Source organism: Arthrobacter sp. CAN_A1 (assembly GCF_015751665.1).
In the GTDB taxonomy this organism is placed as follows: Bacteria; Actinomycetota; Actinomycetes; order Actinomycetales; family Micrococcaceae; genus Arthrobacter_D.
Genome location: NZ_JADOUR010000006.1, coordinates 139,685 through 164,249 on the forward strand (window position 1 = coordinate 139,685; position 24,565 = coordinate 164,249).

Consider the following 24,565-nt stretch of genomic DNA (forward strand, 5'->3'; position numbering starts at 1 on the left):
CGCGGGTGTGACACCCGCACCCCCTCATCCAGTTACTTGCTGTCGTCGGCTGCTGGTGCTTCCTCGGCGGCTGGGGTTTCCTCAGCTGCTGCTGGAGTTTCCTCGGCCGCGGCTGGAGTTTCCTCAGCTGCTGCTTCTGCTGCTGGGGCTTCCTCAGCGGCGGGTGCTGCGTCGGCTGCCGGGGTGGCGCTATCGCCAAGCAGCTCGCGCTCCCATTCGGCCATTGGCTCGGCTGCGGCATCGGCGTCGTTTCCACCGGAGCGGTTGTGACGGGCGATCAGGCCTTCGGCTACTGCATCTGCAACCACGCGTGTCAGCAGGTGAACGGCGCGGATGGCGTCGTCGTTGCCGGGGATCGGGAAGTCAACCTCGTCAGGATCGCAGTTGGTGTCAAGGATTGCGACGACGGGGATGCCCAGCTTCTTGGCTTCGTCGATGGCCAGGTGTTCCTTCTTCGTGTCAACGATCCACACGACTGAAGGTGCCTTGGTCAGGTTGCGGATACCACCGAGGTTGGTTTCCAGCTTGGTGAGTTCGCGGCGCAGGAGGAGGAGTTCCTTCTTGGTGTGCCCGGATCCGGCCACATCGTCGAAGTCAATTTCCTCAAGCTCCTTCATGCGCTGGATGCGCTTGGAGACGGTCTGGAAGTTGGTGAGCATGCCACCGAGCCAGCGCTGGTTGACGTAGGGCTGGCCCACGCGGGTCGCCTGCTCGGCGATGGCTTCCTGTGCCTGCTTCTTCGTACCGACGAAGAGTACAGTGCCGCCGTGCGCGACGGTGGCCTTGATGAACTCGTAGGCGCGGTCAATGTAGGACAGTGACTGCTGCAGGTCGATGATGTAGATGCCGTTGCGCTCGGTGAAGATGAAACGCTTCATCTTCGGGTTCCAGCGACGGGTCTGGTGGCCAAAATGTACGCCGCTGTCGAGCAGCTGGCGCATGGTAACGACTGGCATGTCGTTCCTTTCTATCGGCAGGGCGCGTGGCGCCGTTTCTGCCTGTTGACGGTTGCTAGTGTTCCGTTCGGGGTGAACGTCACTCCTGGTACCTGCTGGTCTTCACCCGTGGTGTCCATCACCGGAAGTTCTTCCGGACCGTTGGAGCCACGCCCTTCGCCACCTATGAGAGGGACGAGGAGAAGAGGTACGCGTAGTCAGTCGCTATGACTTGCTTGCCCTTCGAAAACTTGCGGAGGGCACGCGGCATCGCAGCAAACTGCTCTCATGAGTGTACTACAGGGCTGGCGGAGGCTGGAACCCGGGCCGGGTCACTGCAGTTGTCCACATGATGGCTTTGCGCCCTCCGGCGCCGGTCCAGTAGGCGAACACTTGAACCATGCCGAAGAGCAGTATCCGAAACCGAGTCCGGGGCAGGAGCTCCGTCCACCTTCCTGGTTCAGCCCTGACCAGAGCCGCCGCTTGTGTGATGCTGATGGCAAGCGCCTCGCTGGTGCTGGCCACCGGCTTCGCGGGTGGCGGTGCAGGTCGCACGGGTCCGGGCATCGCGGCCGAGCCATCGTGGACCTGGCCGCTCTCCCCCACGCCGCGGGTGCTCCGCCACTTCGAACCGCCAGCCCAGCGGTGGCTGCCGGGCCATCGAGGTGTCGATCTCGCCGCAACCGGGACTGTCGATATTCGCAGCCCCGCGCAGGGTCGGGTGGTCTTCACCGGGTGGGTGGTGGACCGGCCCGTAGTCACCGTGGATCACGGCGGCGGCCTGATCAGCAGCTTCGAGCCGGTCGTTGCCGGGCTGAAACGCGGGGACCTGGTGCAGGCTGGCCAACCGGTCGGAACCCTTGCCCCTGAGCCGCAAGCTTCCGAGCCAGGTGTCCCCGGATCGCACTGCTCCTCGACCTGCCTGCACTGGGGGGTCCGACGGGACGGGGACTACGTCAACCCACTTGACTTCGTCCTCGACCGCCGACCGTCGATCCTTCTCCCCCTGCACGGACCATAGGTCGCCCGGCACGGCCTAGACGAAGGCAGCGATGCCGGTGATGGCCCGCCCTGTCACCAGGGTGTTGATCTCGTGGGTGCCCTCATAGGAGTACACGGCTTCGGCGTCGGAGAAGATCTTGGCCATTTCGTAGTCGGTGACAATTCCGTTTCCGCCGAGCAGGCTGCGGCCCATGGCGACGGTTTCGCGCATCCGGGCCGTGGTGAAGGCCTTGGCCATGGCCGACTGCTCGTCCTTGGCCTGTCCCTCATCCTCCAGCTGTGCCAGCCGGACCATCATGCCCATTGAACTCACTGTATTTCCCAGCATCTCGACGAGTTGCTGCTGTACCAACTGGAAGGAGGCAAGCGGGCGCCCAAACTGGTGCCGCTCCACGGTGTAGCGTCGCGCAACATCAAAGGCGGCAAGCTGCTGCCCTACCGCCTGCCAGCCGACGGAGAGTCGCGTGACCTTGAGCACCTTGTTGGTGTCCTTGAAGCTGTTGGCGCCCTTGAGGTGGAAGTCGTCGTGGACCACCACGTTATCGAGGGTGATGTCGGCGTTCTCGACGGTCCGCAGCGCAATCTTGTTTTCAATCTTGGTGGCGCGGTACCCCTTCAGGGTGGTGTCCACCATGAAGCCTTTGACCTGGTTGTCCTCAAGGTCACGGGCGTAGATGACGACCCAGTCCGAGAAGGTGGCGTTACCGATCCACCGTTTGGCGCCATTGAGGATCCAGCTATCGCCTTCGCGGCGTGCTGTGGTGCGGGTGCCGCCGGCCACGTCGGACCCACCGAGGGGTTCGGTCAAACCGAACGCTCCGATCTTCTTCATCGAGTAGATATCCGGTAGCCAGGCTTCCTGCTGCTCCTGCGAAGCCAGCTCTTCGATCGACCCGGTGAACAGTCCGTCATGGACCCCCATGAACGTCGCGATTGACGTATCGGCGCGGGTGAACTCGGCGTGCATCAAACCAGCGAAGAGATTGGAGAATCCCTGGCGGCGGACTGGGCTCATCACATCCAGTTCAGCAAGCTTGGGAATGAGGTCCTTAGGGAAAGCCGAGTCGTTCCACCAGCCCGTGGCGTGGGGCTTGACCTCAGTCTTCAGGAACTGACGAATCTCCTCGAGCCGGTCCCGTTCCTTCTGGCTGAGTAGCGCTTCGAAGGAGTAAAAGTCGCCGTCGGCGTACGGGAGGTTATTTACATCGATGACCGGCTTGCTCATGCTGGTGTCCTTTGCGTAGTCCAACGGTTCTTCGGACTATGTTACCCACGAGTAACTTGGTTGCCAATCACCGACGCGGGATCAGGTGAAACGACAAAGTCCCCGGAACGTCGTATTCCGGGGACTTCACAGGGGTAGGGCTGCTGGGGCTTAAACCCAGGACAAACGGATTAGAAACTCTTGTTTTTCATCAGTTTCCGGTCTTCACCGGCCTGCGTCCGAACCGCACCTGCGGGCCGAGCGCTTCCCGCGCCTCTTCACTGGCGAACTTGACGCGGGTCGTCGTGATCTGGGGGGCTGCGCTTTCTTAGAGTGCGGTAACGACCTTTTGCACAGCGGCCCGGTGTAGAGCTTCGGGTTGACAAAGGATGTCCACGCGCCTGGCGGGATGCAGATCGCTGAGCAGTTTGAGCAATATTCCGCTGTCGGGGCGAGGCGCGGTGGTGGAGCGAGGCATCAATGCCACGGCAGGGCCGGCGGCGACTATTGCGGGGGCGATAAAGCGACCCTTCTCATGGGCTCCGAGCCCATCTGGGCCGTCCTCATCGGCATTACCATCGGCCACGACACCCTCACGCTCCCCGGGATCGCCGGCGCCGCTCTCATCATCACCGGTCTCCACCTGTCCCACACCATGGCGGAAGCCATGCTCATGCGCACCAGTGGAATGCGACCAGGGGATCGGTTACAGGCCCCTCTTCCATATGCAGACCCGCGCATCAGTTTGCAGACCCCGGCGTCGCGGTGCGGGACCGATTTACGGTACGCAGTTTGTCACTTGTCTGAACCGCTCCCCGGGAAGGCGGACTAGTGAAATGCCGTGTCCGATGGGGCAGCTCGCCTCGCATCTTATGAGTTACGAGGCAGATAGATTACGAGACGCCAGATCAATATGAGGTCTACGCGAATGCCGAGCTGTGGACAAAGTTTCACCGATTGTGTACCTATTGGAGGGCCGAGCGTAGCCGGCAGGCTCACCACATTGGGCGGTAAAATCCAGTCCGGTCCCGCAACCTCAGGCACATCCACCATCCGGGCACGAACTTGGAGGAACGTTTGAAACTCTTGCTTACGTCAGGCGGCGTGACGAACCCGAGCATTCGTTCGGCGCTAGTGGAGCTTCTCAACAAGCCGATCGGCCAATGCCACGCCTTGGTCGTCCCGACGGCGCAGTGGGGCCACCCGATGTGCGGACCGGCATCTGTGCGGGGACTACTGACCGCTGGGCCCGACTTCCGTCACTTGTCCGGCCTGGGCTGGGCTTCGCTCGGAGTTCTTGAGCTCACCGCACTGCCCACCATCGGCAAGGAGCGATGGGTCCCCTGGCTTCAGGAAGCCGACGCGATATTGGTCGACGGCGGCGACGCGACGTACCTGTCCCATTGGATGCGGGAGTCCGGGCTTGCCGAGCTGCTGCCGTCATTGCCCGACACGGTCTGGGTGGGGGTGAGTGCCGGAAGCATGGTGATGACGCCCCGGATCGGCGCATCCTTCGTCGAGTGGTCCTCCGCGCCGGACGATCGCACCCTGGGGGTTGTGGACTTTTCGATCTTCCCGCACTTGAACGCTTTTCCAACCAACACATCGGCCCACGCCGAACGCTGGGCCGCCGACCTCGGAAGTCCGGCCTATGCCATCGACGAGCAGACCGCCATCAAGGTCGTCGATGGCTCCGTCGAGGTGATCTCCGAGGGGCAGTGGAAGAAGTTCGGGTGATAGGTACCTAACACTCGTGAAACGGGCAACTGCGCGACATGCAGCTCGGCCATTCCAGCGAGAACGTCACCCGGAAGCACTACCTGCTGAACACCCATGTGTCGCCTGGCAACACCGTTCTGCTCGAAGCGTTTGGTCAGCACCTGGAGTGAATTCGGTGGGTTTCCCTTGGTTGCCTACCTCAGACTTCCAAAGCAAAGAGCCCCTGATCCGCGTTTCCGCAGGCCAGGGGCTCTTTTCGGTAGGGCTGCTGGGGCTTGAACCCAGGACAAACGGATTATGAGTCCGCTGCTCTAACCAGCTGAGCTACAGCCCCGTACCTTGAACGCCGAAGCGCACTGTTTATTCTAACGACACCGGGGTTATTCCCAAGACGCCGCTCCTCGAAGATCGGTCCGGTATCAACCGGCGGCCGACCATTCGGGTGGTGGAGAGGCGCAAAAACCCGGGTGCTAGACGGCTTCCGCATCCCGCGAATCGCCGTAATACAGGCCCTCGAAGGTGGCGAGCGTAGCGGTCAGTGAGTGCACGTCGACCATGGACCGGCTGGCCTTGCCCATCCGGTCAAGATCATCAGCGGGAAGACTCAGCAGCTGGGTGATCCGATCCGCCAGCTCGGTGCTGTCGTGTGGCGTGAAGAGGTATCCGTTGACACCGTGGTCCACCAGGTGGGGCAGCGCCATCGCGTTGGCGAGCAGCACTGGTGTTGAGGCCGACATTGCCTCAAGCGTCACCAGGGATTGCAGCTCGGCTGTGCCGGGCTGGCAGAACAGTGCCGCCCTGAGATAGGTCCGCCGGAGCTCCTCATCAGTGATCAGCCCACGGAACAGCACCCGCCCGCCCAGACCCAACCGGGCAACCTGCGCCTGGAGCGCCGCCTTCACTTCGCCGCCGCCCACGATCTCAAGGTGGACGTTGAGTGCTGGCGGGGTCTTCGCGACGGCGTCAATCAGGACATCAACATGCTTCTCTTCGGCGAGGCGTCCAACAAAGAGCACCGTGGGGTGGTCCTCTGGCTCAAGTACTTCCCCAGGTTGCAGCTCATAGGCGGCTGAATCGATGCCATTGGACAGGGGCAGCACCTTCCGCAGGAACGCGTGCTCATGCATCGCCTTCGCGGCCAGCGGGGTGGGAGTGGTCACCACGGCCGCCTTCCCCATGACCTTGCCCATGTCACGCCAGGAATTCTTCGCAACAATCTTCTTGAACCACTCAGGGAAGGGCAGGAACGGATTCAGGTTCTCGGGCATGAAGTGATTGGTGGCCACCACGCGGATGCCGCGCTTCACCGCTTCGTAGAGCGTGTACTCGCCCACCATGTAGTGACACTGGATGTGCACCACGTCAGGCTGCACCCGGTCAAAGAGCATGCTGATGTCCCGTTTGATCTCCCATGGCAGGCAGATGCGCCAGTAATCGTGGGTCGGGACCGCGTGGGACTTCAGCCGATGTACCGGCCACTCGCCGTCGGCCTCGGTGAAACTCCTGCCACCTTCGGTACCCGGGGCCAGTACGTGCACGTTGTGCCCGCGGGAGTGCATCCCCTTGGCCAACCGGTAGCCGAACTGCGCCGCCCCATTAATGTTGGGCGGATAGGTCTCCGCGGCAATCAGGATGGTCAAGGGCAATTTATCGGCCGGGTGGCTCACGGTGGATTCCTCTGTGGGTTACTGGCGGATGCGGCTGCTGGACAGATGGGGTCTCAGCTAGCGCCGACGTCGTACTTCTCTCTGACGCTGCACTACATCGGGATGATGGCGGGACAGCGCAATGACCCCCACAATAGCAACCAACGCAGCCATTCCCATGGCAATGGCGATGACCGATTCCACGTCGGGTTCCAGCTCCCCCAGGATCACAATACCCACCGCGATCCCCACGATCGGGTCAATGACCGTGAGACCGGCGATCACCAGGTCCGGCGGACCTGTCGCGTAGGCGCTTTGCACGAACCAGGAGCCGAGGGCCGCGGCGACCGCAATCGCCACCAGCGTGTAGGGGGGAACATTCAGGAGGAATCGCCCGTTGGGGTCCAACAAATGGGTGGCAATAATCTTGGTCAGGACCGCGACAAAGCCAAACAGCACCCCTGCACCCAGAATGTAGGCGAAGGCACCGAGCCGACGACGGAACAGGACCGCCAGGGACCCGAACAGGGCGACCGCTGCCGCCAGCAGAAGAACAGTGACGAGTTCCTGCTCCGGAAGCACCGCGTGATTTTCGCGGGTGACATTGACCGCCAGCAACACGAAGAGAGCACTGCCGCTCACGCACGCAGCGATCGCGACAACAGTGGCCCGGTTGATCCGGATGCCCTGATCCTTCGAGTTCACGACGGTGGTAATCACCAGGGCGATCGCACCGATCGGCTGCACCACGGTGAGGCTCGCCATACTCAGGGCAACGACGTTCAGGGCCATACCCACCGCCAGCAGGACCAGCCCGAGCACCCACCGGGGGTTGCGCAGCAGCCGAACGAATCCCTTCGAATTCAGTGACAGGCCGCCCGTGTTGGACCGCACTGCACTACCCTGGCGCTGCGCTCCGACGGCAAGGAAACAGGCGCCGACCAAAGCCAGAAAAATGGCTAGCCAGACCATGCGCCACCCTTCGTGCGACGGGGGCGAAGGGAGTTAACCTGCATCAACGGCCCCGGGCTGGGCAGATCCGCCGGATCGGCCGTCCGAGCGGTACTTCCGGTGGGCTGCGGTGAAGTACCCGTAGAACGCGATCAAGTGACCAATACATCCCAGGACGAGGAGAATATTGGCTGCGACGAGCAGCCACTGCAGATCGAACCCGGGCACCCGGTAGAGCAGAAGCATCGGCGAGCCGATGAGCAGCAGCGCGGTGCGGATCTTCCCCACATTGGTGACGGGAAGGTGCAAGGGTCCGCGGAACAGAATGAGGGCGTTGAGGATCAGGATGGCGTCCGGAATGACAATGGTCCAGACCAGCCAGGCCGGTGCGATCCCATCCACCACGAAGACGACTGCAATGACGATGAGCGCGGTGCGGTCGGCAATGGGGTCAAGCCATTTACCCACCGACGACACCTGATTGAAACGGCGGGCAATGTAGCCGTCGACCCAGTCGGTGGAGCCAAGCACCACGAGAGTGATGACCGCGAGGGCGTCCTCGTTGTTCACAATGAGGTAAACGAACAACGGAACCCCGAGGAACCTGATGACCGTAATGATGTTGGGCAGGGTCCAGAAGGTCGCTAGTTCGTCATTCTCGTGCCCTGGTCTGGCGCCGGCACCAATGAGTCTGATCATTTTCCCCTCCCCCACCATTATGCAGGGAGAGCGGGACCAGCCGGACGTCACGACCGGCGGAACCTGACATTTCCTAGCGGGAGACCAGCTTCCGCACCATGACCACGATCGCTGCCACCGAGCCCGCCACCACGGAGAGCGGCTTCCACCGGTCGGCCAAGGTGACGTTGTGCTCGTGTTCGCGTGGTTTGGCGGTGCGTTCCGGGACAACCGACCGTGCCTGCTCGGCGAGTCGGTCGGCGCTGGTCTTGGCTGTGGCCTTGGCGCTGTTCCAGCGTGATTTGACGTCAAGTCCGCGGCCCAGATCATCGCGTAGATCCGCGAGGTGGTCGCGGCGCGTCCCGGACCGGCTGCGCAATTCACCGTACGACGGCGTCGGCTCCTTGGGCTTGGAATCCTCCGGCTTGTCCTTGGGCTTTTCTTCCTTGGGCTTTTTGACATCCAGGGTGGCTGGATCGAAGCTTCGGCCTTCACGCAGGACGCCGATGTCGTAGCGGATGCCACGGATCGCTTCCTCAGGGAGCAGCGGCAGCGCCTTCTTGAACCGGGAAACACCGATCAGGGCGGTGATGGCAATGACGATCAGGAACAGACCCGCCACCAGCAGCGCCGCGAGCCAGGCGTCCATGATGGTGGCCAGGCCCAGAATCGCTGCGACGATCAGGGCTACAGCCAGGAAAGCGAGGAAGACAACCGCGACAACAAGGAATGCGGCTGCGATGCCCGCCTTGATGCCCTTCTGCTTCATCTGCTCGAGCGCCATTGCGAACTCGTCGCCGAACTGGCGAGGCGTCAGCCTCGCGAGAAGCTTGACCAGTCCGAAGACTGATGGCTTGCCGGTTGTCCCTGTGCCACGTGTGCTAGCGGAGCTATCCATAGCTCTGCCTCCATCCCTCGTCTAACAGACCGCGTGAGCAGACCTGCAAGCTGCGTAAACCTTTTCCTAAAATTACCATTGAGCGGCTAATGCCGAATCTGTGTAAGCCTACTGCAATAGCAAGCACCCTTAGGGACTTCTGTTTGCCAAGGCAACCTAAGATGGAACTAACGACAGCGTGGTGCGTTGTCCCTCCCCCTTTCCCAGACGAGAATCAGCGCGCCCTCGCATCACTTTTTACCCGAGGCCTACGGGCCACCCGTGACGCAGGGGAAGACCCTGGTCGGATAGGCACCAGTGAGCACAGTAATCCATCCCGGCGCTTCACTTTCCCGACGGCAAAAGCTGATGTACGTGGTGATCCTCGGCTCCCTGACCGCGCTGGGCCCGTTCACCATTGACCTCTACCTCCCGGCGTTCCCGTCACTGCAAAGCGATCTCGGTGTCACTGAAGCGGCAGTGCAGCTGACGCTGACCGGCACAATAGTCGGGTTCGCCGTCGGGCAGTTGATCGTTGGTCCGCTCAGCGACAAGGTGGGACGCCGAATCCCCCTGATTTTAGCGACAAGCGTTCATATCCTCGCCTCACTGGGTGCGGCCATGGCCACCGATATCACCATGCTGATGGTCTTCCGCGTGCTGCAGGGCGTAGGGGCTGCCGGCGGCGGCGTCGTCGCCATGGCAATGCTCCGGGACCTCTTTGGCGGGTATCCGCTGGTCAGGATGCTGTCCTACATGGCTCTGGTCAACGGCTTGGCCCCCATTTTTGCGCCAGTCATCGGATCACAGTTGCTGCTCGTCATGCCGTGGCCCGGCATTTTCTGGTTCCTCGCCGCCTACGGACTACTGGTCATCATTGCCGTGTCGGTGTTCCTGGTGGAGACGCTCCCGGCCGAGCGGCGGGGCACCTCGGGCGCCACCGCCCTGCAACGCTACCGGGCGGTGCTCACCGACCGGATCTTCATCGGCGTGTTGCTGGTGGGTGGGATGAACTTCTCCGGGCTGTTCTCCTACCTCTCGGCGTCGCCGTTCCTCTTCCAGGGCACCTACAACTTCAGCGAACAGCAGTATGGCCTGCTGTTCGCCGTGAATTCGTTGGGGATCGTGGCAGGAGTGCAGATCAGTGCTCGGGTGCTGCGCCGGATCGGCCCGCAGTGGGTGATGGTCTACTCCACTGCGTCGATGCTGCTGATGTCCCTGCTCATCGTCCTGTTCGCACAGCTGGGGTTCGGGCTGTGGGGAATCATGGTGCCGCTCTGGTTCTACATCATGTCGGCGGGATTCACGTTCCCCTGCGTGCAGGTGCTCGCGCTGGCCAACCACGGAGCCCAGGCGGGCACTGCCGCGTCCCTGCTGGGTGCTGTCACGTTTGGCCTGGCCGGGGCGATCTCCCCGGTGGTCGGCCTGCTGGGGGTCTCCGCAACCACCATGGGCGGCGTGATGGCCGCCTGCATCGGGGCTGGAGTGATCTTCCTGTGGACCGTGGTCAAGCCGCGGACCGTCCCGCCCCTGCGCTAGGCGCGGGCGGGACAGTCTCTCCACCCGATCAGGTTAGTTCCGTTCGGCCTTGCTGGAGATGTTGCGGGCCATCGACTTGAAGATGATCCCGTGGAACGGGAGTACCCCCAGCCAGTACAGCCGACCGGCGAGTCCCTTCGGGAAGAACACTGCACGCTGGGTGTATTCGCTGCCGGTGCCCTCAGGGCTCACCGACATTTCCAGCCAGGCGCGGCCCGGGAGTTTCATCTCGGCCCGCAACCGGAGCCGCTCGCCTCTGACGATTTCCTCAACCCGCCAGAAGTCCAGCGGATCGCCGGTCAGCAGCTGGTCCGCGTGGCGCCGCCCCCGGCGGAGTCCAACACCGCCAGCCAGTTTGTCCATCCAGCCGCGGGCAGCCCACGCCACAGGCAGCGAGTACCAGCCGTTGTCGCCGCCGATGCCCTCAATGACCTTCCACAGCCGCTCGGGGGTGGCCTTGGACTGGTAAACCTGAACATCGGTGAAGACGGTATGCCCAGCCCATTCGGGGTCGGTGGGCAGCGGATCCGCGGCAGTGTCAACGCGTGAGGCTCCCGCCCAACTGGTTTCCACCTCTCCCCCGCGTTCCTTGCCGAGCGCCAGGTCAACTGCCGTGCGGTAGTCGGTGAGCCCGCCGTCGGGCGCCGGCAGGTATGTGTCAATGTCGTGTTCGGCGGTGATCGCGTCGTGCTGCAGGGACTCGATCAGCGGCATGGCCATCACCCGTGGGATGGGTGTCACGAGGTTGACCCAGTGACCGGCGAGGCGCGGGGTCAGCACCGGCAGCGCGAAGATCTTCCGGCTCGGCAGACCCGCCTCGACCGCGTACTGGTTCATCATGTCGGCGTAGGAGAGCACGTTCCGGGAACCGATGTCGAAGGTCCGGTTCAGATCGGCCGGAAGGGTGAGTGCACCGAGCAGGTAGTGAAGAACATCACGGACGGCGATAGGCTCGATCCGGTTCAGGACCCATTTGGGTGCCGGCATGACGGGCAGCACATCCGAGAGGTGCCTGATCATTTCGAATGACGCGGACCCTGATCCGATCACCACTCCGGCCTGGTAGGCGATGGTCGGTGTTCCGGATTCCAGGAGAATCCTTCCCACCTCCTCGCGGGAACGCATATGGGTGGACAGCTTCACGTTTTCCGGGTGCAGGCCGCCCAGGTAGACCATCCGTGTCACCCCTGCGGCGGTGGCTGCCTTCGACACCATCGAGGCGATCTTCGACTCCTTGGTTTCGAAGCCCTTGCCGGTGCCCATCGAGTGGACGAGGTAGTACAGCGTATCCACCCCTGCACAGGCTTCGGTGAGCGATGCCTCATCCTCGAGGTCGCCCTTCACTACCTCCACTGACGACGCCCAGGGGACGTCCTTGAGCTTCTGCGGGGACCGTACGAGCACGCGCACGGTGTGCCCCTCAGCGACGAGGCGGGACACCAGTCTGCCGCCGATGTATCCGGTTGCCCCGGTGACTAAGATCAGTTTGCTGTCTTGTTCCATTTCCTCAGCCTACGCTTCCCTGGGCCCCGGCGCGCCACTTCCCTGCCGACGTTCGTGCCGGGGTAATGGACGTGGCAAAAAGAAAACCCCTCCCCGCCAGCACGAAGCTGGTGGGAAGGGGTTTAGTGGCTCCTCCGACTGGACTTGAACCAGTAACCCTTCGATTAACAGTCGAATGCTCTGCCAATTGAGCTACGGAGGAAAGCAGCAGATCCAACTTTACATACCAAGAGCGGGGAAGTGAAATTGGCCGGCAACTAGTCGGAGCGCAACTGCCGGCGACGCATTTCCAGCTCCAGCAGATCCCGCTGCAACTGCACGTATTGCTCGGGGTCGGCGGCGGCGTCGACCCGCTGCAGCCGACCCTGCATCTCGGCCTTCAGCCGGGTGATCCGCAACTCGTAGAGCCGGTTCAGGATGTCCCTGCAGTACAGGGCGAGCGCGTCCTCGGCCTTGGACGGCAGCGGAGTGACAGCCAATTCGGTCACCAATCCCCGCAACACCTCCGGGACCTCCTGACGGACCCGTTCCACCCACTGGGCCGGATCCACCCCGGCAGCCCCCGCCGCCTGCACAGCGTCCTTCAGCACGCCGTAGACCCGTTCCGAGAACTCCGACTCGGTGAACCGCTCCCAGTGCACGGGCTCCAGCAGGTTCGGGTACTGCAGGACCACCTCAAGGACTTCGCGCTCCATCCTGCCGATCGGGTCCTTGGGATCCGGCCGCTGGAACTGCTGCACCTCGCCGCCCTGCTCCGATCCACCGGGTGTCGTGGTTCCATCAGAGGAGGACGACGACGTCGCACCCTGCTCCCGGGATCCTGCACCCGACCCGGCACTGGGTCCCGTCCCCTTCCGGGCAGCAGTGGACACCGCCCGGGCCACCTGGTCTTCACCGACGAACTGCATGCCGAGCCACCTCGACAGCTCGCGGGTGTAGATGGACCGCAGAGACACGTCCCGGATGCGGGCGACGATCGGCGCGGCATGCCGGAGAGCGTTGACCTGGCCTTCGCCGGTGCTGAGGTCATAGTTGCCGAAGGACGCCTTGATGGCGAACTCGAACAGGGGCCTGCGGGAGGAGATCAGGCCGCGGACGGCGTCGTCGCCCTTGGCCTGGCGCAGCTCGCATGGGTCGGCGCCGCTGGGCTCCACGGCCACGTAGGTCTGCGCCACGAACCGCTGGTCCTCCTCGAAAGCGCGCAGGGCCGCTTTCTGACCGGCGGCGTCGCCGTCGAAGGTGAAGACCACCTCCCCACCGGACCCGTCGTCGGACAGGAGCCGGCGCGCGATCTTGATGTGGTCGGCACCGAAGGCGGTGCCGCAGGTGGCCACGGCGGTGCCGACCCCGGCGAGGTGGCAGGCCATCACGTCGGTGTAGCCCTCGACCACCACCAGTTGGCGTGACTTGGCGATTTCCCGTTTGGCCAGGTCGATGCCGTACAGGACCTGGGATTTGCGGTACAGGGATGTTTCGGGGGTGTTGAGGTACTTGGGACCCTGGTCCTCCTCATACAGTTTCCGCGCCCCGAACCCGACGGTGTCGCCGGTGATGTCGCGGATCGGCCAGATCAGCCGGCCGCGGAACCGGTCGTAGATCCGTTGCGCGTTGTTGGAGGAGACGCTGAACATGCCGGTGAGCTTGAGCTCGTCCTGGGTGAATCCCTTGCCCGTGAGGTGGGTCAGGAGGCCGTCCCAGCCTTGCGGGGCGTAACCCACCCCGAACAGTTCCGCGGCGGCCCGGTCAAACCCGCGTTCCTGCAGGAACCGGCGGCCGGCTGCGGCGCCCTGGGTGAGGAGCTGGTCGCAGTAGAACTCGGCGGCGATTTTGTGGGCGTCGAGCATGCGCTGGCGTTTGCCGATATCTTCCCGGCGGGGGCCGGTGCCGCCGTCCTCGTAGCGCAGCTCGAACCCAATCCGGGAGGCCAACTTTTCCACCGTCTCGGAGAAGGAGGTGTGGTCCATCTTCTGGACGAACGAGATGACGTCGCCGCCCTCACCGCAGCCGAAGCAATGGTAGGAACCCAGTTGGGGGCGGACGTGGAACGACGGCGACCGCTCGTCGTGGAAGGGGCACAGGCCCTTGTAGGAGCCCACGCCAGCGGACTTCAGCGTGACGTACCCGTCGACGATTTCCTTGATGTCAGTGCGTTGGCGTACCTCATCGATGTCTTCGCGCTTGATGAGTCCGGCCATGAAAACAGTCTATGCGTCGCCGCTGCTCTCAGGTTCCGTCCGGGCACGCTGTGCAGGAGAGGTGCCCCACGGCGCACCTCCGGTGACCAGTTACCAGAGGGAGGGGACCGGTCCGACTGCCCGGCGGTGCAGGGCCAGTGCCGACGCGTCGGTAAGGGAAGCGACCTGGTCGATGATGACCCGCAGCCGGGCGTCGTCGTTGGGTGCGTCCTTCCAGTCCGCGGCGAAGGTGGGTTCAAGGTATCTGTCCCCCGCGGCGGACATCTGGTGGACGAGCGAGCTAAGCACCTCCCGCTGGCGTTCGTAGACGGGCTGGCGCCGCTCGGTGGTCATCACGAAGGTGGTGGCCAAGCCCTTCATCACGGCTATCTCCAGCTCGGTCTCCTCGGGCACCACCATCTCCGCGTGGTACCGGGTGAGGGGGTCGTGCCCGTAGAGCGCGCGGGTGGCGGCGAGGGCGCTCAGGCAGAACCGGCCGATCAGCTGGCTGGTCATGTTTTTCAGGGCGGCCATGGACCGTCGACTGCCGTCGGCGTCCCGCACCCACATGTCGGTCGCCTCAAGGCGGGTGAGGGCCGCCTCCACCGCCGAGGGGTCGCTGTCCGGGAGGTACCACTGCTGGGTGTAGCCCACCACCCGGGCACGCTGGTCAGAGCTGTCCAGCTGTTTGAGCTGGAAGTGACCGGCGACGATGGCGTCTTCGACGTCGTGCACCGAATAGGAAATGTCGTCTGCCAGGTCCATGACCTGAGCTTCAAGGCAGGACTGTCCGGCGGGGGCACCTTCCCTGAGCCATTCGAAGACCGGCAGGTCATCCTCGTAGGCGCCGAATTTGGAGGTCCGCTGCCCGTGGCGTACCGGCGCGTTCGCGGCCGTCCACGGGTATTTCGACGCGGCGTCGAGGCTGGCACGGGTGAGGTTCAGCCCGGCCGGTGTGCCGTCGGTACGGATTACCTTCGGTTCCAGGCGGGTCAGCAGGCGCAGGGTCTGGGCGTTGCCTTCGAATCCGCCGACTGAGTGTGCCAGATCGTTGAGCGTGGATTCGCCGTTGTGGCCGAAGGGCGGATGGCCCAGGTCGTGGGCCAGGCAGGCGGCGTCAACAATGTCCGGGTCGCAGCCCAACGCACGGCCCAGTTCGCGGCCCACCTGGGCAACCTCAAGACTGTGGGTGAGGCGGGTCCTCACGAAGTCGTCCGTGTCCGGGGCCACCACCTGGGTCTTGGCACCGAGCCGTCGCAGCGCCGACGAATGCAGCACCCGGGCCCGGTCACGCTCGAAGTGGGACCGGTGGGTGCTCTTGGCAGGCTCGTCGACCCACCGCTGCATGTCGGCGGCGGTGTACCCGGCGGTGACGGGGGCGTGGGGGAAGCTCTTGGGAGATTCAGCCACCTGAGATGTCCACTTCTGCGGCGGAAATGTCCGCCTGCTGCGCGTCGTTGAGGGCCCGGGAGCTCAGCCAGTCCTGTGGTAGCGAAGTTTTCTTCGGGCTGCCGGCACGGCCGCGCGGGCCCTCGGCGTCGACGCCCGGATACGGGGAGTCGGCGTCGAGCTCGTCCAGCAGCTCCCGCAGGACCTCAAGGGTGGGAACGGCAGCCAGTTGGGCGCGCAGTTCCCCGCCCACCACGTAGCCCTTGAAATACCAGGCCATGTGCTTGCGGATGTCCCGCAGCGCCATCATTTCGTTGCCGAAGGTGTCCACCAGCAGTTCGGCGTGGCGGTAGACGGTCGCTGCCACCTCGCCGAGGCCGGGCTGGTGCCTGGTGCTGTCTCCCTCGAAGGCGTTCATCAAGTCACCGAACAGCCAGGGCCGGCCCTGGCAGCCGCGACCAATGACGACGCCGTCGACGCCGGTCTGCCGCACCATCCTGATGGCGTCCTCGGCCGACCAGATATCGCCGTTGCCGAGGACCGGAATATCGGGCAGGGCTTCGCGAAGTTCAGCGATAGCGTTCCAATCGGCTTTGCCCGAGTAGAACTGCGAGGCGGTGCGCCCGTGCAGCGCGACGGCTGCGACGCCGCTGTCCCGGGCGATCTTCCCCGCTTCGCGGAAGGTCAGGTGATCCTCGTCGATCCCCTTACGCATCTTGATGGTGAGGGGAATCCCACCCTTCGACGCTTCCCGGACGGCGGTCTGGACGATGCCGGTGAACAGGTCGAGCTTCCAGGGCAGCGCTGCACCGCCACCCTTCCGGGTAACCTTCGGGACGGGGCAGCCGAAATTGAGGTCGATGTGGTCGGCGCGGTCCTCGTCGACGAGGATCCTGACCGCGGCGCCCACGGTTACCGGGTCGACGCCGTAGAGCTGGACCGAGCGGACCGCTTCGTCGTCGTCGTGCGAGATGATCCGCAGGGACTCGGGGTTGCGCTCCACCAGGGCGCGGGAGGTCACCATTTCGGAAACGTACAGGCCGCCGCCGTATTCGCGGCACAGCCGACGGAACGCGGTGTTGGTGATCCCGGCCATCGGCGCGAGGACCACTGGGGTCTTCACGGTAATGTTGCCGAGCTGCAGCGGGGGCAGGTCCAGGCGCGTGTCGGCGGGCAGGGTTGATACAACAGTCACCTACCCATTGTCGCAACCGGAGGCAAATCGGGAAGGGATGGCACGTTCGCGGCGTGTTTCTGCCGCGTTCTAGCCGCGTTTTAGGCGCGTTCTGGGCGTGTTCTGGGCGTGTTTCGGCTCGAGCGGGAGTTAGCCGTTGCCTCGCGCTTCGGCGTCCCGGCGCGAACGTCGGGTCTGGGCTGCGGCCACCAGGTCATCGGCGGGCTCAGTGGGCGCACCCTCGACGGCGGCTCCCTCGACCACGGCATCCTCAGCGACGCCTCCTCTCGCGGCGGCGCCCCCAACTGCATTTTCGGCGGCGAGGACCCCGGGAGTCGGGCCGCCGTCGTCGTCAACCGGCTGCCTGCGCAGGCCCACTGACTTGACCACGAGGACGGCGATCAAAGTGGTCGCGGGGATGGCGAGCACCAGGCCGATGGAACCGACCAGGGTGCGCACCACCTCCTCCGCGAGTTCACCGCTGGTAAGGTTTTCGAGCACCGTCCGGTCGTACAGCGAGACCAGGATCAGCAACGGCAGCGCCGCACCGGCGTAGGCGAAGGCGATCGTGTAGACGGTGGACGCAATGTGGTCCCGCCCGATCCGCATGGCACCGGTGAACAGACGGCGGGCGGAGGTGTTGGGAGCCAGTTCGTATAGCTCCCACACGGCCGATGACTGGGTAATGGTCACGTCATTGAGGACGCCCAATCCGGAAATGATCAGACCGCACATGATGATCCCGGAGATTGAAACCTCCCCTGAGGCGTTGACCAGGGCGTAAGCGTTCTCGTCGCCCACCCCGAACAGGTAGATGGACTCGGTCGCCCACGCGGCCAGAAGCGCAGTAATGGACAGGCCGAACAGGGTGCCGAGCAGGGCTGTCGACGTTCGGGCTGAGAACCCGTGAGCGAAGTACAGCACCCCGATCATGATCACCACCGACCCCACCAGTGCCAGGAGCAACGGCGGTTTGCCTTCCACCAGTCCCGGGAGGATGAACTGGGCCAGCACCACCAGCGCGCCGACCAGGCCAATCATCGCGCGCAGTCCACGCCAGCGGGCGACGGCGACCACCACCACCGCGTAAAGGACGGCAAGCCACATCATCGGCACGGTCCTGACGAAGTCCATGAAAATGTAGGGGGCGCTGCCGCCCTGGATAACGCCGTCGAGATTCAGGTACCTGATCTTGTCGCCTGCCTCCACCGCACCGGCGCGGGCCAGTTCCGGGGTGACCTCGACGGGGATGGGCGCCCCGCCGGCGTCGGGCACCGTGTAGGCCACTTGGCACTGGAGCGCTTCGCCCCCTGCGTCGACAGTCGGCTGCGAGGAGGGACAGTCCTCCAACGACACCCGTTCCACCTGCCCCACTTCGATGGAGACCCCGTCCGCCGTGGCATACGGGTTGGCGATGGTGACGCTGCTGCGATCGCCGCTGGGCCAGAGCAGAATCATACCGATGACCGTCAGAATACCCACCGGGACCAGGATGGCGGCGAGCAGGAGATTTGCCCGCTGCCGCGCGCCAATCGTTGCTGCGCTCGGCTCCGAATTGCCTGTGTCATGAGAGTGGCTGTGGCCCACGAGATTCCTAGCTGTCCTTGAATGGGTCAGTGCACTGGTTCGGTGCTCTACGGAATTCTACGCGGGGACTGGATACACCCGCCCCGGGACATAAGCTAGAACCACTGTGAGAAGACACGGTTTGAAAGACACCACGCGGTAGGCGGAAAAGGGCAGATGAAAGAGCGGTTTAGTGAATCGGACGAGGTTCCCGCCGGGACGGTTGCGCACGCACCAGTAATCACCGTCCGGAAAGCGTCGGGACCGGTCAAAGGGGTGGCGCTGGTGCTCCACGGGGGCCGCGCCAACAGCTTCGAACCGGTACGCGCACGCCATCTCAGCCCGGCGCGGATGATCCCCTTCGCAGCACTGATCCACCGGCGCGGCGCCGGTCACGGCCTTGAAGTGTGGACTCTCCGCAATCGGGTGCGCGGCTGGAACGGCCAGGAAATGTCCCCCCTGCAGGACGCCCGCTGGGCCCTGGCAGCCATCAGGAAACGCCATCCAGGGGTTCCGATCTACCTGGTCGGCCACTCAATGGGCGGGCTCGTGGCACTCTGCGTCGCCGACGATCCCCAGGTCCGCGCCGTGGTCTCCCTCGCGCCGTGGCTGAGTGAAACCACCCCAGCAGAGCCAGTGACCGGCCGGCGCGTGCTGATCCTGCACGGCGATTCGGACCGCTGGACGTCGCACCGCCAATCGCTGCGCTACGCCCACCGCGCCCGCCCGCTCGCCACCGAACTGCACTACGTTACCGTCACCAACGCCGGGCACTTCATGGTCAAAAAGGCCACCCTCTGGCATGAGCTCACTGCCTCGTTTGTGCTCAAGTGCTTCGCCGCCGACACGGGAGCCGCGGTGCATCCCGATGGGACTCTGCCCGCCCGGGAACTGTTGGCCAGCGACCAGCCCCTGTCCATCTCCGTCTAGCGATCACCGCCAAGCAACCAGCCCCGACCAACCCATCAAAGGTGCGCGATGCCTGATTTTCCGTTTCAAAGTTTTGTTGAGGGCTTCGGCTGGGCGGCGCTCGGCGTCGTCGTGCTGCTGGGAGCAACCTTCGCCCTGGCCCAGGTTCAGAAGCGCCACTCGGTGATCGATACGGCCTGGGGGCTGGGCTTTGTGGTGATCGCCGCGGTCACTTTCGCCACCTCCGCCGGATCGGGGAGCGACGACGCCCGCCGCTGGCTCATCCTGATCCTCACCGCCGCATGGGGGCTCCGGCTGGCCGGTTTCATCGGCTGGCGTGCCCGCGACGGCGCCGAGGACCCGCGCTACGAGGACATGCTCAGCGAGGCGCCCGGCTCCCGCAATATGTTTGCGCTGCGGAAGATCTACCTGACGCAGGGAGTGGTCATGCTCTTCGTGTCCCTTCCTGTTCAGGTGGCCATGTACGCCACGGGTCCACTCGGCTGGCTGGCCTGGGTGGGAGCCATCATCTGGCTGATCGGCTTCTTCTTCGAGACGGTCGGCGACTACCAGATGGCGGCTTTCCGGAACGATCCGGCCAACAAGGGGACAGTGATGGACCGCGGCCTGTGGCGCTATACCCGGCACCCCAACTATTTCGGTGATGCGGCCGTGTGGGTGGGCCTATTCCTGGTCGCAGCCGACTCCTGGCCGGGGGTGCTCACCATCCTGTCCCCCGCCCTGATGTTCTGGACCCTGTCCAACAAGACCGGCAAGCCGCTCACGGAGAAGCGCCTCAGCACGCGGCCCGGCTACCGCGAGTACATCGAGAACACCAGCGGCTTCTTCCCGCTTCCCCCCAAACCCGGACGAGGTGCTTCATCATGAGTCGGCTCACTGACAAAATTGCCGCCTGGCAGCCCCAGCCCAACGATCGTTTCTACCGCATGATCGTGCGGACCGGGCAGGCGCTCCGGTTGGTGTTCCGCATCCGGGTGGATGTCACAGGCGAGGAGAACCTGTTACCCCCGGGCCCCCGAAACGGTCAGTCCCGGCGGCCCGTGCCCGGCGAGGGCGCCGTCGTCGCGATCACCCACTTCGGGTACCTGGACTTCGCGTTTGCCGAGCTGGTGCTCTGGCATCACGCACGCGCCCAGATGCGGTTCCTCATCACCAAGGGAGCGGGGTCGCACTGGTTTGCCGGACCGGCCATCCGGGCAGCAGGCCATGTGATCGTTGACCGCAGCGCCGGAAGCGCCGCCTATCAGGGCGCGTTGGAGAAGTTGAAGGCCGGTGAGTATGTGGCGATCCTGCCCGAGGCGGGGGTCAGCCGCAGCTACACCGTCCGCGAGTTGAAGACAGGTGCCGTGCGCCTGGCAGCGGAAGCCGGAGTGCCGATCATCCCCATTTCGGTGTGGGGATCACATCGACTGATGAGTCGTGGCCACAAACTGTCCCTGAAGACCGTCTTCCGGGCACCGGTACGGGTCCACGTGAGCAAGCCGATCTGGCACGATGCGGACGCCGACGTCGTCAGGGAGACGGAGCAGCTCCGGGCCGAGCTGCAGGACGGCATTGACCGTGGGATCGCCGATTTCCCGCTGGTCCCCGAGGCCGGGGCCTGGTGGCAGCCCGCCCACCTTGGTGGTGGCGCGATGACCGAGGAGGAACGCATCGCCGCCGACGCCCACGACCAGGCGACGGGCCGGCACAAGCGGCAGTAAAACCTTCCGGCTCCGACCGAAACCCCTTCCGCCGAGAAGTTAGGTAGGAGGAGGAGGGGCTAGTCGCTGACGACCTGGGTTTCGGGCGCACTCACCGTGGCCGACCCCATGGCCAGCAGCGGCTCGACGACGTTGACCAGCGCGGGCATCGAATCGTCCACCTCAAGGAGCACCGGGAACTGGTGTACCAGCATCGCGAGCAGCGACGCCACAGCGGCTTCCTGCTCGGCCGCCGCCAGCTCGGGATTATAGCCCACCAGCACGTCGGCCGGATCGTCGGTCCGGGCCTGGGTGTAGCTGATCGCAAACGCGGCGATCGTGCCGCCGTCGGCCCGTGGCTTGTCCCTGAGCACCACAGCTCCCCCGGCCCCCGTGGTGTCGGCGAGCAGGTACTGCTGCGCCTGACCCAGGGTCATGTCTGCCGGATCCCAGCCGTGCACCGCGTTGTACCAGGCGGCGACGGCGGTGGTGAGTTCCACCGAACCAGTCGCCGCTTCATCGAGCTGCGGCCCTCCGGCGTCGTCAAAGACCGGCAGGGCCAGCGCGCCGGGCTCCACCTTCACGATCCGCGACCGCTGGATCTGCCTGAACCCGGACGCCGCAGCGAAGTACCCGCCGGTACTGCCCGGGATGACCTTCGCCCGCAGCTTCGTGGTGCCCGACGGCGAGCCGGTGGCCTCGTTGCGCAGCATCCCCACCAGCGTGGATCCCACACCGGCGCGCCGGTGGTCAGCGGCCACCTCGACGTAGGCCCACAGCCGCTGGTTGTGCAGCTTCGGCTCGAAGACATAGGCCGCAGCGACGGGAACTCCGGCGTCTGTGCCCACAATGTCCTCGGCCACGATGCAGCGCAGCCACGGGTTGTTCGAGGACGGGCGGAACAGCGCCCGGGCCTGTTCCACCTGGGCGTTTTCGGGTCCGCCCCACAGCTGGATCAGTTCCAGGTCATCGCCGTCGCGCCATTCACGGTAATGCAGCGCCATCAGGAGCCGATCAGCCGGGCGGCGAGGTAGCCCTCGACCTTGTCCAGTGAGACCCGCTCCTGCGCCATGGTGTCGCGTTCGCGGATGGTCACCGCCTGGTCGTCGAGGGTGTCGAAGTCAACGGTGATGCAGAACGGGGTGCCGATTTCATCCTGGCGGCGGTAGCGCCGGCCGATGGCACCGGCATCGTCGAAGTCGATGTTCCAGTTCCTGCGCAACTGGGCGGCAAGATCCTTGGCCTTGGGCGACAGGTCCTCGTTGCGGCTCAGCGGGAGGACCGCTGCCTTGACCGGGGCCAGCCGCGGGTCAAGCTTCAGGACGGTGCGCTTGTCGACCCCGCCCTTGGCATTGGGTGCCTCATCCTCGGTGTAGGAATCCACGAGGAACGCCATGAAGGACCGGGTCAGACCGGCGGCGGGTTCGATCACGTACGGCGTGAACCGCTCATTGGTGCCCTGGTTGAAGTAGCTCAGGTCGGTGCCCGAATGCTTCGAGTGGGTGGACAGGTCAAAGTCGGTGCGGTTGGCGATGCCTTCAAGCTCCCCCCACTCCGAGCCCTGGAACCCAAACCGGTACTCGATGTCGGTGGTGCCCTTGGAATAGTGGCTGAGCTTCTCCAGCGGGTGCACGAACAGGCGCAGGTTGTCGGGGTTGATGCCGAGGCCGGTGTACCAGTCGAGGCGGTTCTTGATCCAGTATTCGTGCCACTCGTCGTCGGTCCCGGGCTCGACGAAGAATTCCATCTCCATCTGCTCGAACTCACGGGTGCGGAAGATGAAGTTGCCCGGGGTGATCTCGTTGCGGAAGCTCTTGCCGATCTGGCCGATGCCGAACGGCGGCTTTTTCCGGGAGGTGTTGAGGACATTGTTGAAGTTTACGAAGATGCCCTGCGCGGTTTCAGGCCGTAGGTAGTGCATGCCCTCCTCGCTGGCGACAGGACCCAGATAGGTCTTCAGCAGGCCGGAGAATTCCTGCGGCTCGGTCCACTCGCCGCGGGTACCGCAATTGGCGCAGGCAATGTCCTTGAGCCCGTTCTCGGCTGGACGGCCCTTCTTCTCCTCGTACTCCTCCTCAAGGTGGTCGGCGCGGAACCGCTTGTGGCAGCTCAGGCATTCCACGAGGGGGTCACTGAACACGTCGACGTGACCGGAGGCTTCCCACACCTTGCGCGGGAGGATCACCGAGGAATCGAGCCCGACGACGTCGTCGCGTCCCCGCACCACTGACTGCCACCACTGGCGCTTGATGTTTTCCTTCAGCTCGGCACCGAGGGGCCCGTAATCCCAGGCCGACCGTGAGCCGCCGTAGATTTCCCCTGCCTGAAAGACGAAGCCGCGGCGCTTCGCGAGGGAAATGATGGGGTCGAGTGCGGACTGGTTCTTGGCCAAGGTGGTTCTCCATTTCTACAGGCCGCTGGGTGCGGTCCGTGGCGGTGTCCGGCAGGGAACTGGCCCGGGAATGGGCCAGGGCATGGGTCCAGGGAAGGCCTGGTGCCTGCTCGAATCGAAGGTATAACCCTAGCGCACCGACAGCACCGACAGCCCGCGCCGCAGCTGTACAGGTCCGGCCGCGTGCTGTCGGTGCTGCCCTCCGGGGACCGTCGTGCTAGCGGAATCGCAGGGCGCGTCGGGGCCAGGGCAGGGTGGTCAGCACAATGGCGACGAGGGTGAGGATGGGTCCTGCCACTGTGGCCAGTTCCACCACGGTACCCGGGGTGGGGAACGCGAGGTCGAGGACCAGCGAACCCACCAGCTGTCCGGCGATCATGCCCAGTCCCGTGAGCAGGACACCCAGGCTGCGCACCAGGACCGCGCCGAGTCCGATGAAGATGCAGCCCAGGGGGCCGCCCAGGTAGAACCACCACTCGGCGGGCAGCGCTTCGCCCGGGCCGGCGATCAGCGTTTTGATCAGCCATGCCACCAGCAGCACGGAGGTCCCCGAGATGAAGTTGATCAAGGTGGCGATGATGGGGGTCCCATAGTGGACCGCGGCGGTGCCGTTCATGGCCTGCTGGAAGCTGATCAGGAACCCGGCGAGCACCGGCAGCAGCACGGGTATCAGCCAGGATTGGAGGTCGCCGGTGGCACCGAACCGCGGCGACACCGCCCACACCACGGAGGCGACGGCGAGCGCCGTCCCGATCAGCCGCATCGTGGTCAGCGGCCGTTTACCCGCCGGACCGATCCCCGCGCGGTCGGCCAGCAGTCCGCTGAGGGTTTGGCCCATGACGGCGGCCACTGTGAACAGGGCGACGCCCAGTATCCCGATGGTCAGGGACTGGGAGAACACAAAGAAAGCGCCGATGGTGCCGGCCGCGAGGTAAATGGGTGGGAAACGCCGTTCGCGGACGGATGGGATGATCTGCCGGAACCCGGCCCGTCCCCCGGGCAACACACAGGTCATCAGCACCATCACGGCCAGTCCTATACTGAAACTCACCAGGGCCGCTCCGACACCATCGTTAAGGCGGGTGCCCAGCGCGCCGTTGATTCTGCCTTGCAAAGGGATGGCTACTCCGGCGGTGACGGCGAGCAGCAGGCCGAGGACCAGGGGAAGCCGGGGGTGGTGTGACACCCATTGATCTTATGGCAG

Annotated in this window: 20 protein-coding genes and 2 tRNA genes; 6 read left to right on the plus strand and 16 right to left on the minus strand. The window is 64.5% G+C overall.

The annotated features are described in order from the left end of the window. Positions 1-32: 32 nt before the first annotated feature. Positions 33-956, minus strand: coding sequence for a 30S ribosomal protein S2 (gene rpsB / locus IWX62_RS09165; protein ID WP_196841091.1), 924 nt, complete (start codon positions 954-956; stop codon positions 33-35). 475 nt (positions 957-1,431) lie between these two features. Between rpsB and IWX62_RS09170 the strand changes: the two genes are divergently transcribed. Further along, positions 1,432-1,956: a murein hydrolase activator EnvC family protein gene (locus IWX62_RS09170; protein WP_333483319.1), complete on the plus strand. Its 525-nt coding sequence runs from the start codon at positions 1,432-1,434 to the stop codon at positions 1,954-1,956. Between the two features lie 15 nt (positions 1,957-1,971). On the opposite strand, the gene IWX62_RS09175 is transcribed toward IWX62_RS09170, so the two are convergent. Continuing rightward, complete coding sequence (locus IWX62_RS09175; RefSeq protein WP_196841093.1) at positions 1,972-3,162, minus strand: acyl-CoA dehydrogenase family protein; 1,191 nt, start codon at positions 3,160-3,162, stop codon at positions 1,972-1,974. Positions 3,163-4,218: 1,056 nt separating this feature from the next. Between IWX62_RS09175 and IWX62_RS09180 the strand changes: the two genes are divergently transcribed. Then, positions 4,219-4,878 (plus strand): Type 1 glutamine amidotransferase-like domain-containing protein, encoded by a 660-nt coding sequence (locus IWX62_RS09180; RefSeq protein WP_196841094.1) that lies wholly within the window; start codon positions 4,219-4,221, stop codon positions 4,876-4,878. Between the two features lie 242 nt (positions 4,879-5,120). Here the strand turns inward: IWX62_RS09180 and IWX62_RS09185 are convergent. The 5 genes from IWX62_RS09185 to IWX62_RS09205 all read right to left on the minus strand — a co-directional run bounded on the left by IWX62_RS09185 (position 5,121) and on the right by IWX62_RS09205 (position 9,033). After that, positions 5,121-5,194: transfer RNA gene (locus tag IWX62_RS09185), tRNA-Ile, on the minus strand. Positions 5,195-5,330: 136 nt separating this feature from the next. Next, complete coding sequence (locus IWX62_RS09190; RefSeq protein WP_196841095.1) at positions 5,331-6,527, minus strand: glycosyltransferase; 1,197 nt, start codon at positions 6,525-6,527, stop codon at positions 5,331-5,333. Between the two features lie 57 nt (positions 6,528-6,584). Further along, the gene (locus IWX62_RS09195; RefSeq protein ID WP_196841096.1) at positions 6,585-7,478 is read right to left on the minus strand and encodes a DMT family transporter; all 894 of its coding nucleotides are present in this window, start codon (positions 7,476-7,478) and stop codon (positions 6,585-6,587) included. 33 nt (positions 7,479-7,511) lie between these two features. Then, positions 7,512-8,156: a CDP-alcohol phosphatidyltransferase family protein gene (locus IWX62_RS09200; RefSeq protein ID WP_196841097.1), complete on the minus strand. Its 645-nt coding sequence runs from the start codon at positions 8,154-8,156 to the stop codon at positions 7,512-7,514. Positions 8,157-8,229: 73 nt separating this feature from the next. Further along, the gene (locus tag IWX62_RS09205; RefSeq protein WP_196841098.1) at positions 8,230-9,033 is read right to left on the minus strand and encodes a phage holin family protein; all 804 of its coding nucleotides are present in this window, start codon (positions 9,031-9,033) and stop codon (positions 8,230-8,232) included. A 348-nt stretch (positions 9,034-9,381) separates the two neighbouring features. Here IWX62_RS09205 and IWX62_RS09210 point away from each other — a divergent pair, with 348 nt between their 5' ends. Continuing rightward, on the plus strand, positions 9,382-10,551 hold the full coding sequence (locus IWX62_RS09210) for a multidrug effflux MFS transporter (RefSeq protein ID WP_196841200.1): 1,170 nt from the start codon (positions 9,382-9,384) through the stop codon (positions 10,549-10,551). Between the two features lie 33 nt (positions 10,552-10,584). On the opposite strand, the gene IWX62_RS09215 is transcribed toward IWX62_RS09210, so the two are convergent. The 6 genes from IWX62_RS09215 to IWX62_RS09240 form a co-directional block, all read right to left on the minus strand. After that, positions 10,585-12,054, minus strand: coding sequence for an SDR family oxidoreductase (locus IWX62_RS09215; RefSeq protein WP_196841099.1), 1,470 nt, complete (start codon positions 12,052-12,054; stop codon positions 10,585-10,587). A 126-nt stretch (positions 12,055-12,180) separates the two neighbouring features. Then, positions 12,181-12,256: transfer RNA gene (locus IWX62_RS09220), tRNA-Asn, on the minus strand. A 55-nt stretch (positions 12,257-12,311) separates the two neighbouring features. Next, entirely contained in the window at positions 12,312-14,249 is a 1,938-nt protein-coding gene (gene dnaG, locus IWX62_RS09225; protein ID WP_196841100.1) for a DNA primase, read from the minus strand. Between the two features lie 90 nt (positions 14,250-14,339). Next, a complete protein-coding gene (locus IWX62_RS09230) occupies positions 14,340-15,638 on the minus strand; it encodes a deoxyguanosinetriphosphate triphosphohydrolase (protein ID WP_196841101.1) in 1,299 nt (432 codons plus the stop codon). Beyond that, positions 15,631-16,812, minus strand: a complete 1,182-nt coding sequence (dusB, locus tag IWX62_RS09235) for a tRNA dihydrouridine synthase DusB (protein WP_196841102.1) — start codon at positions 16,810-16,812, stop codon at positions 15,631-15,633. The genes IWX62_RS09230 and dusB overlap by 8 nt, the downstream gene beginning before the upstream one ends. Positions 16,813-16,941: 129 nt before the next feature. Then, on the minus strand, positions 16,942-18,378 hold the full coding sequence (locus tag IWX62_RS09240) for a YibE/F family protein (protein WP_333483320.1): 1,437 nt from the start codon (positions 18,376-18,378) through the stop codon (positions 16,942-16,944). 156 nt (positions 18,379-18,534) lie between these two features. Here IWX62_RS09240 and IWX62_RS09245 point away from each other — a divergent pair, with 156 nt between their 5' ends. Genes IWX62_RS09245 through IWX62_RS09255 form a run of 3 tightly spaced genes read left to right on the plus strand, consistent with a single transcriptional unit; the run spans position 18,535 to position 20,990 of the window. Beyond that, entirely contained in the window at positions 18,535-19,287 is a 753-nt protein-coding gene (locus IWX62_RS09245) for an alpha/beta hydrolase (protein WP_196841103.1), read from the plus strand. Between the two features lie 48 nt (positions 19,288-19,335). Continuing rightward, positions 19,336-20,154, plus strand: a complete 819-nt coding sequence (locus IWX62_RS09250) for a DUF1295 domain-containing protein (RefSeq protein ID WP_196841104.1) — start codon at positions 19,336-19,338, stop codon at positions 20,152-20,154. Continuing rightward, a complete protein-coding gene (locus IWX62_RS09255) occupies positions 20,151-20,990 on the plus strand; it encodes a lysophospholipid acyltransferase family protein (protein WP_196841105.1) in 840 nt (279 codons plus the stop codon). Before IWX62_RS09250 ends, IWX62_RS09255 begins: the two co-directional genes overlap by 4 nt. Positions 20,991-21,049: 59 nt before the next feature. Here the strand turns inward: IWX62_RS09255 and IWX62_RS09260 are convergent, their stop codons facing one another. The 3 genes from IWX62_RS09260 to IWX62_RS09270 all read right to left on the minus strand — a co-directional run bounded on the left by IWX62_RS09260 (position 21,050) and on the right by IWX62_RS09270 (position 24,547). Continuing rightward, a complete protein-coding gene (locus IWX62_RS09260) occupies positions 21,050-21,973 on the minus strand; it encodes a GNAT family N-acetyltransferase (protein WP_196841106.1) in 924 nt (307 codons plus the stop codon). Then, the gene (locus IWX62_RS09265; RefSeq protein WP_196841107.1) at positions 21,973-23,361 is read right to left on the minus strand and encodes a glycine--tRNA ligase; all 1,389 of its coding nucleotides are present in this window, start codon (positions 23,359-23,361) and stop codon (positions 21,973-21,975) included. Before IWX62_RS09265 ends, IWX62_RS09260 begins: the two co-directional genes overlap by 1 nt. A 217-nt stretch (positions 23,362-23,578) precedes the next feature. Further along, positions 23,579-24,547 (minus strand): DMT family transporter, encoded by a 969-nt coding sequence (locus IWX62_RS09270; RefSeq protein WP_196841108.1) that lies wholly within the window; start codon positions 24,545-24,547, stop codon positions 23,579-23,581. Between the last annotated feature and the right edge of the window lie 18 nt (positions 24,548-24,565).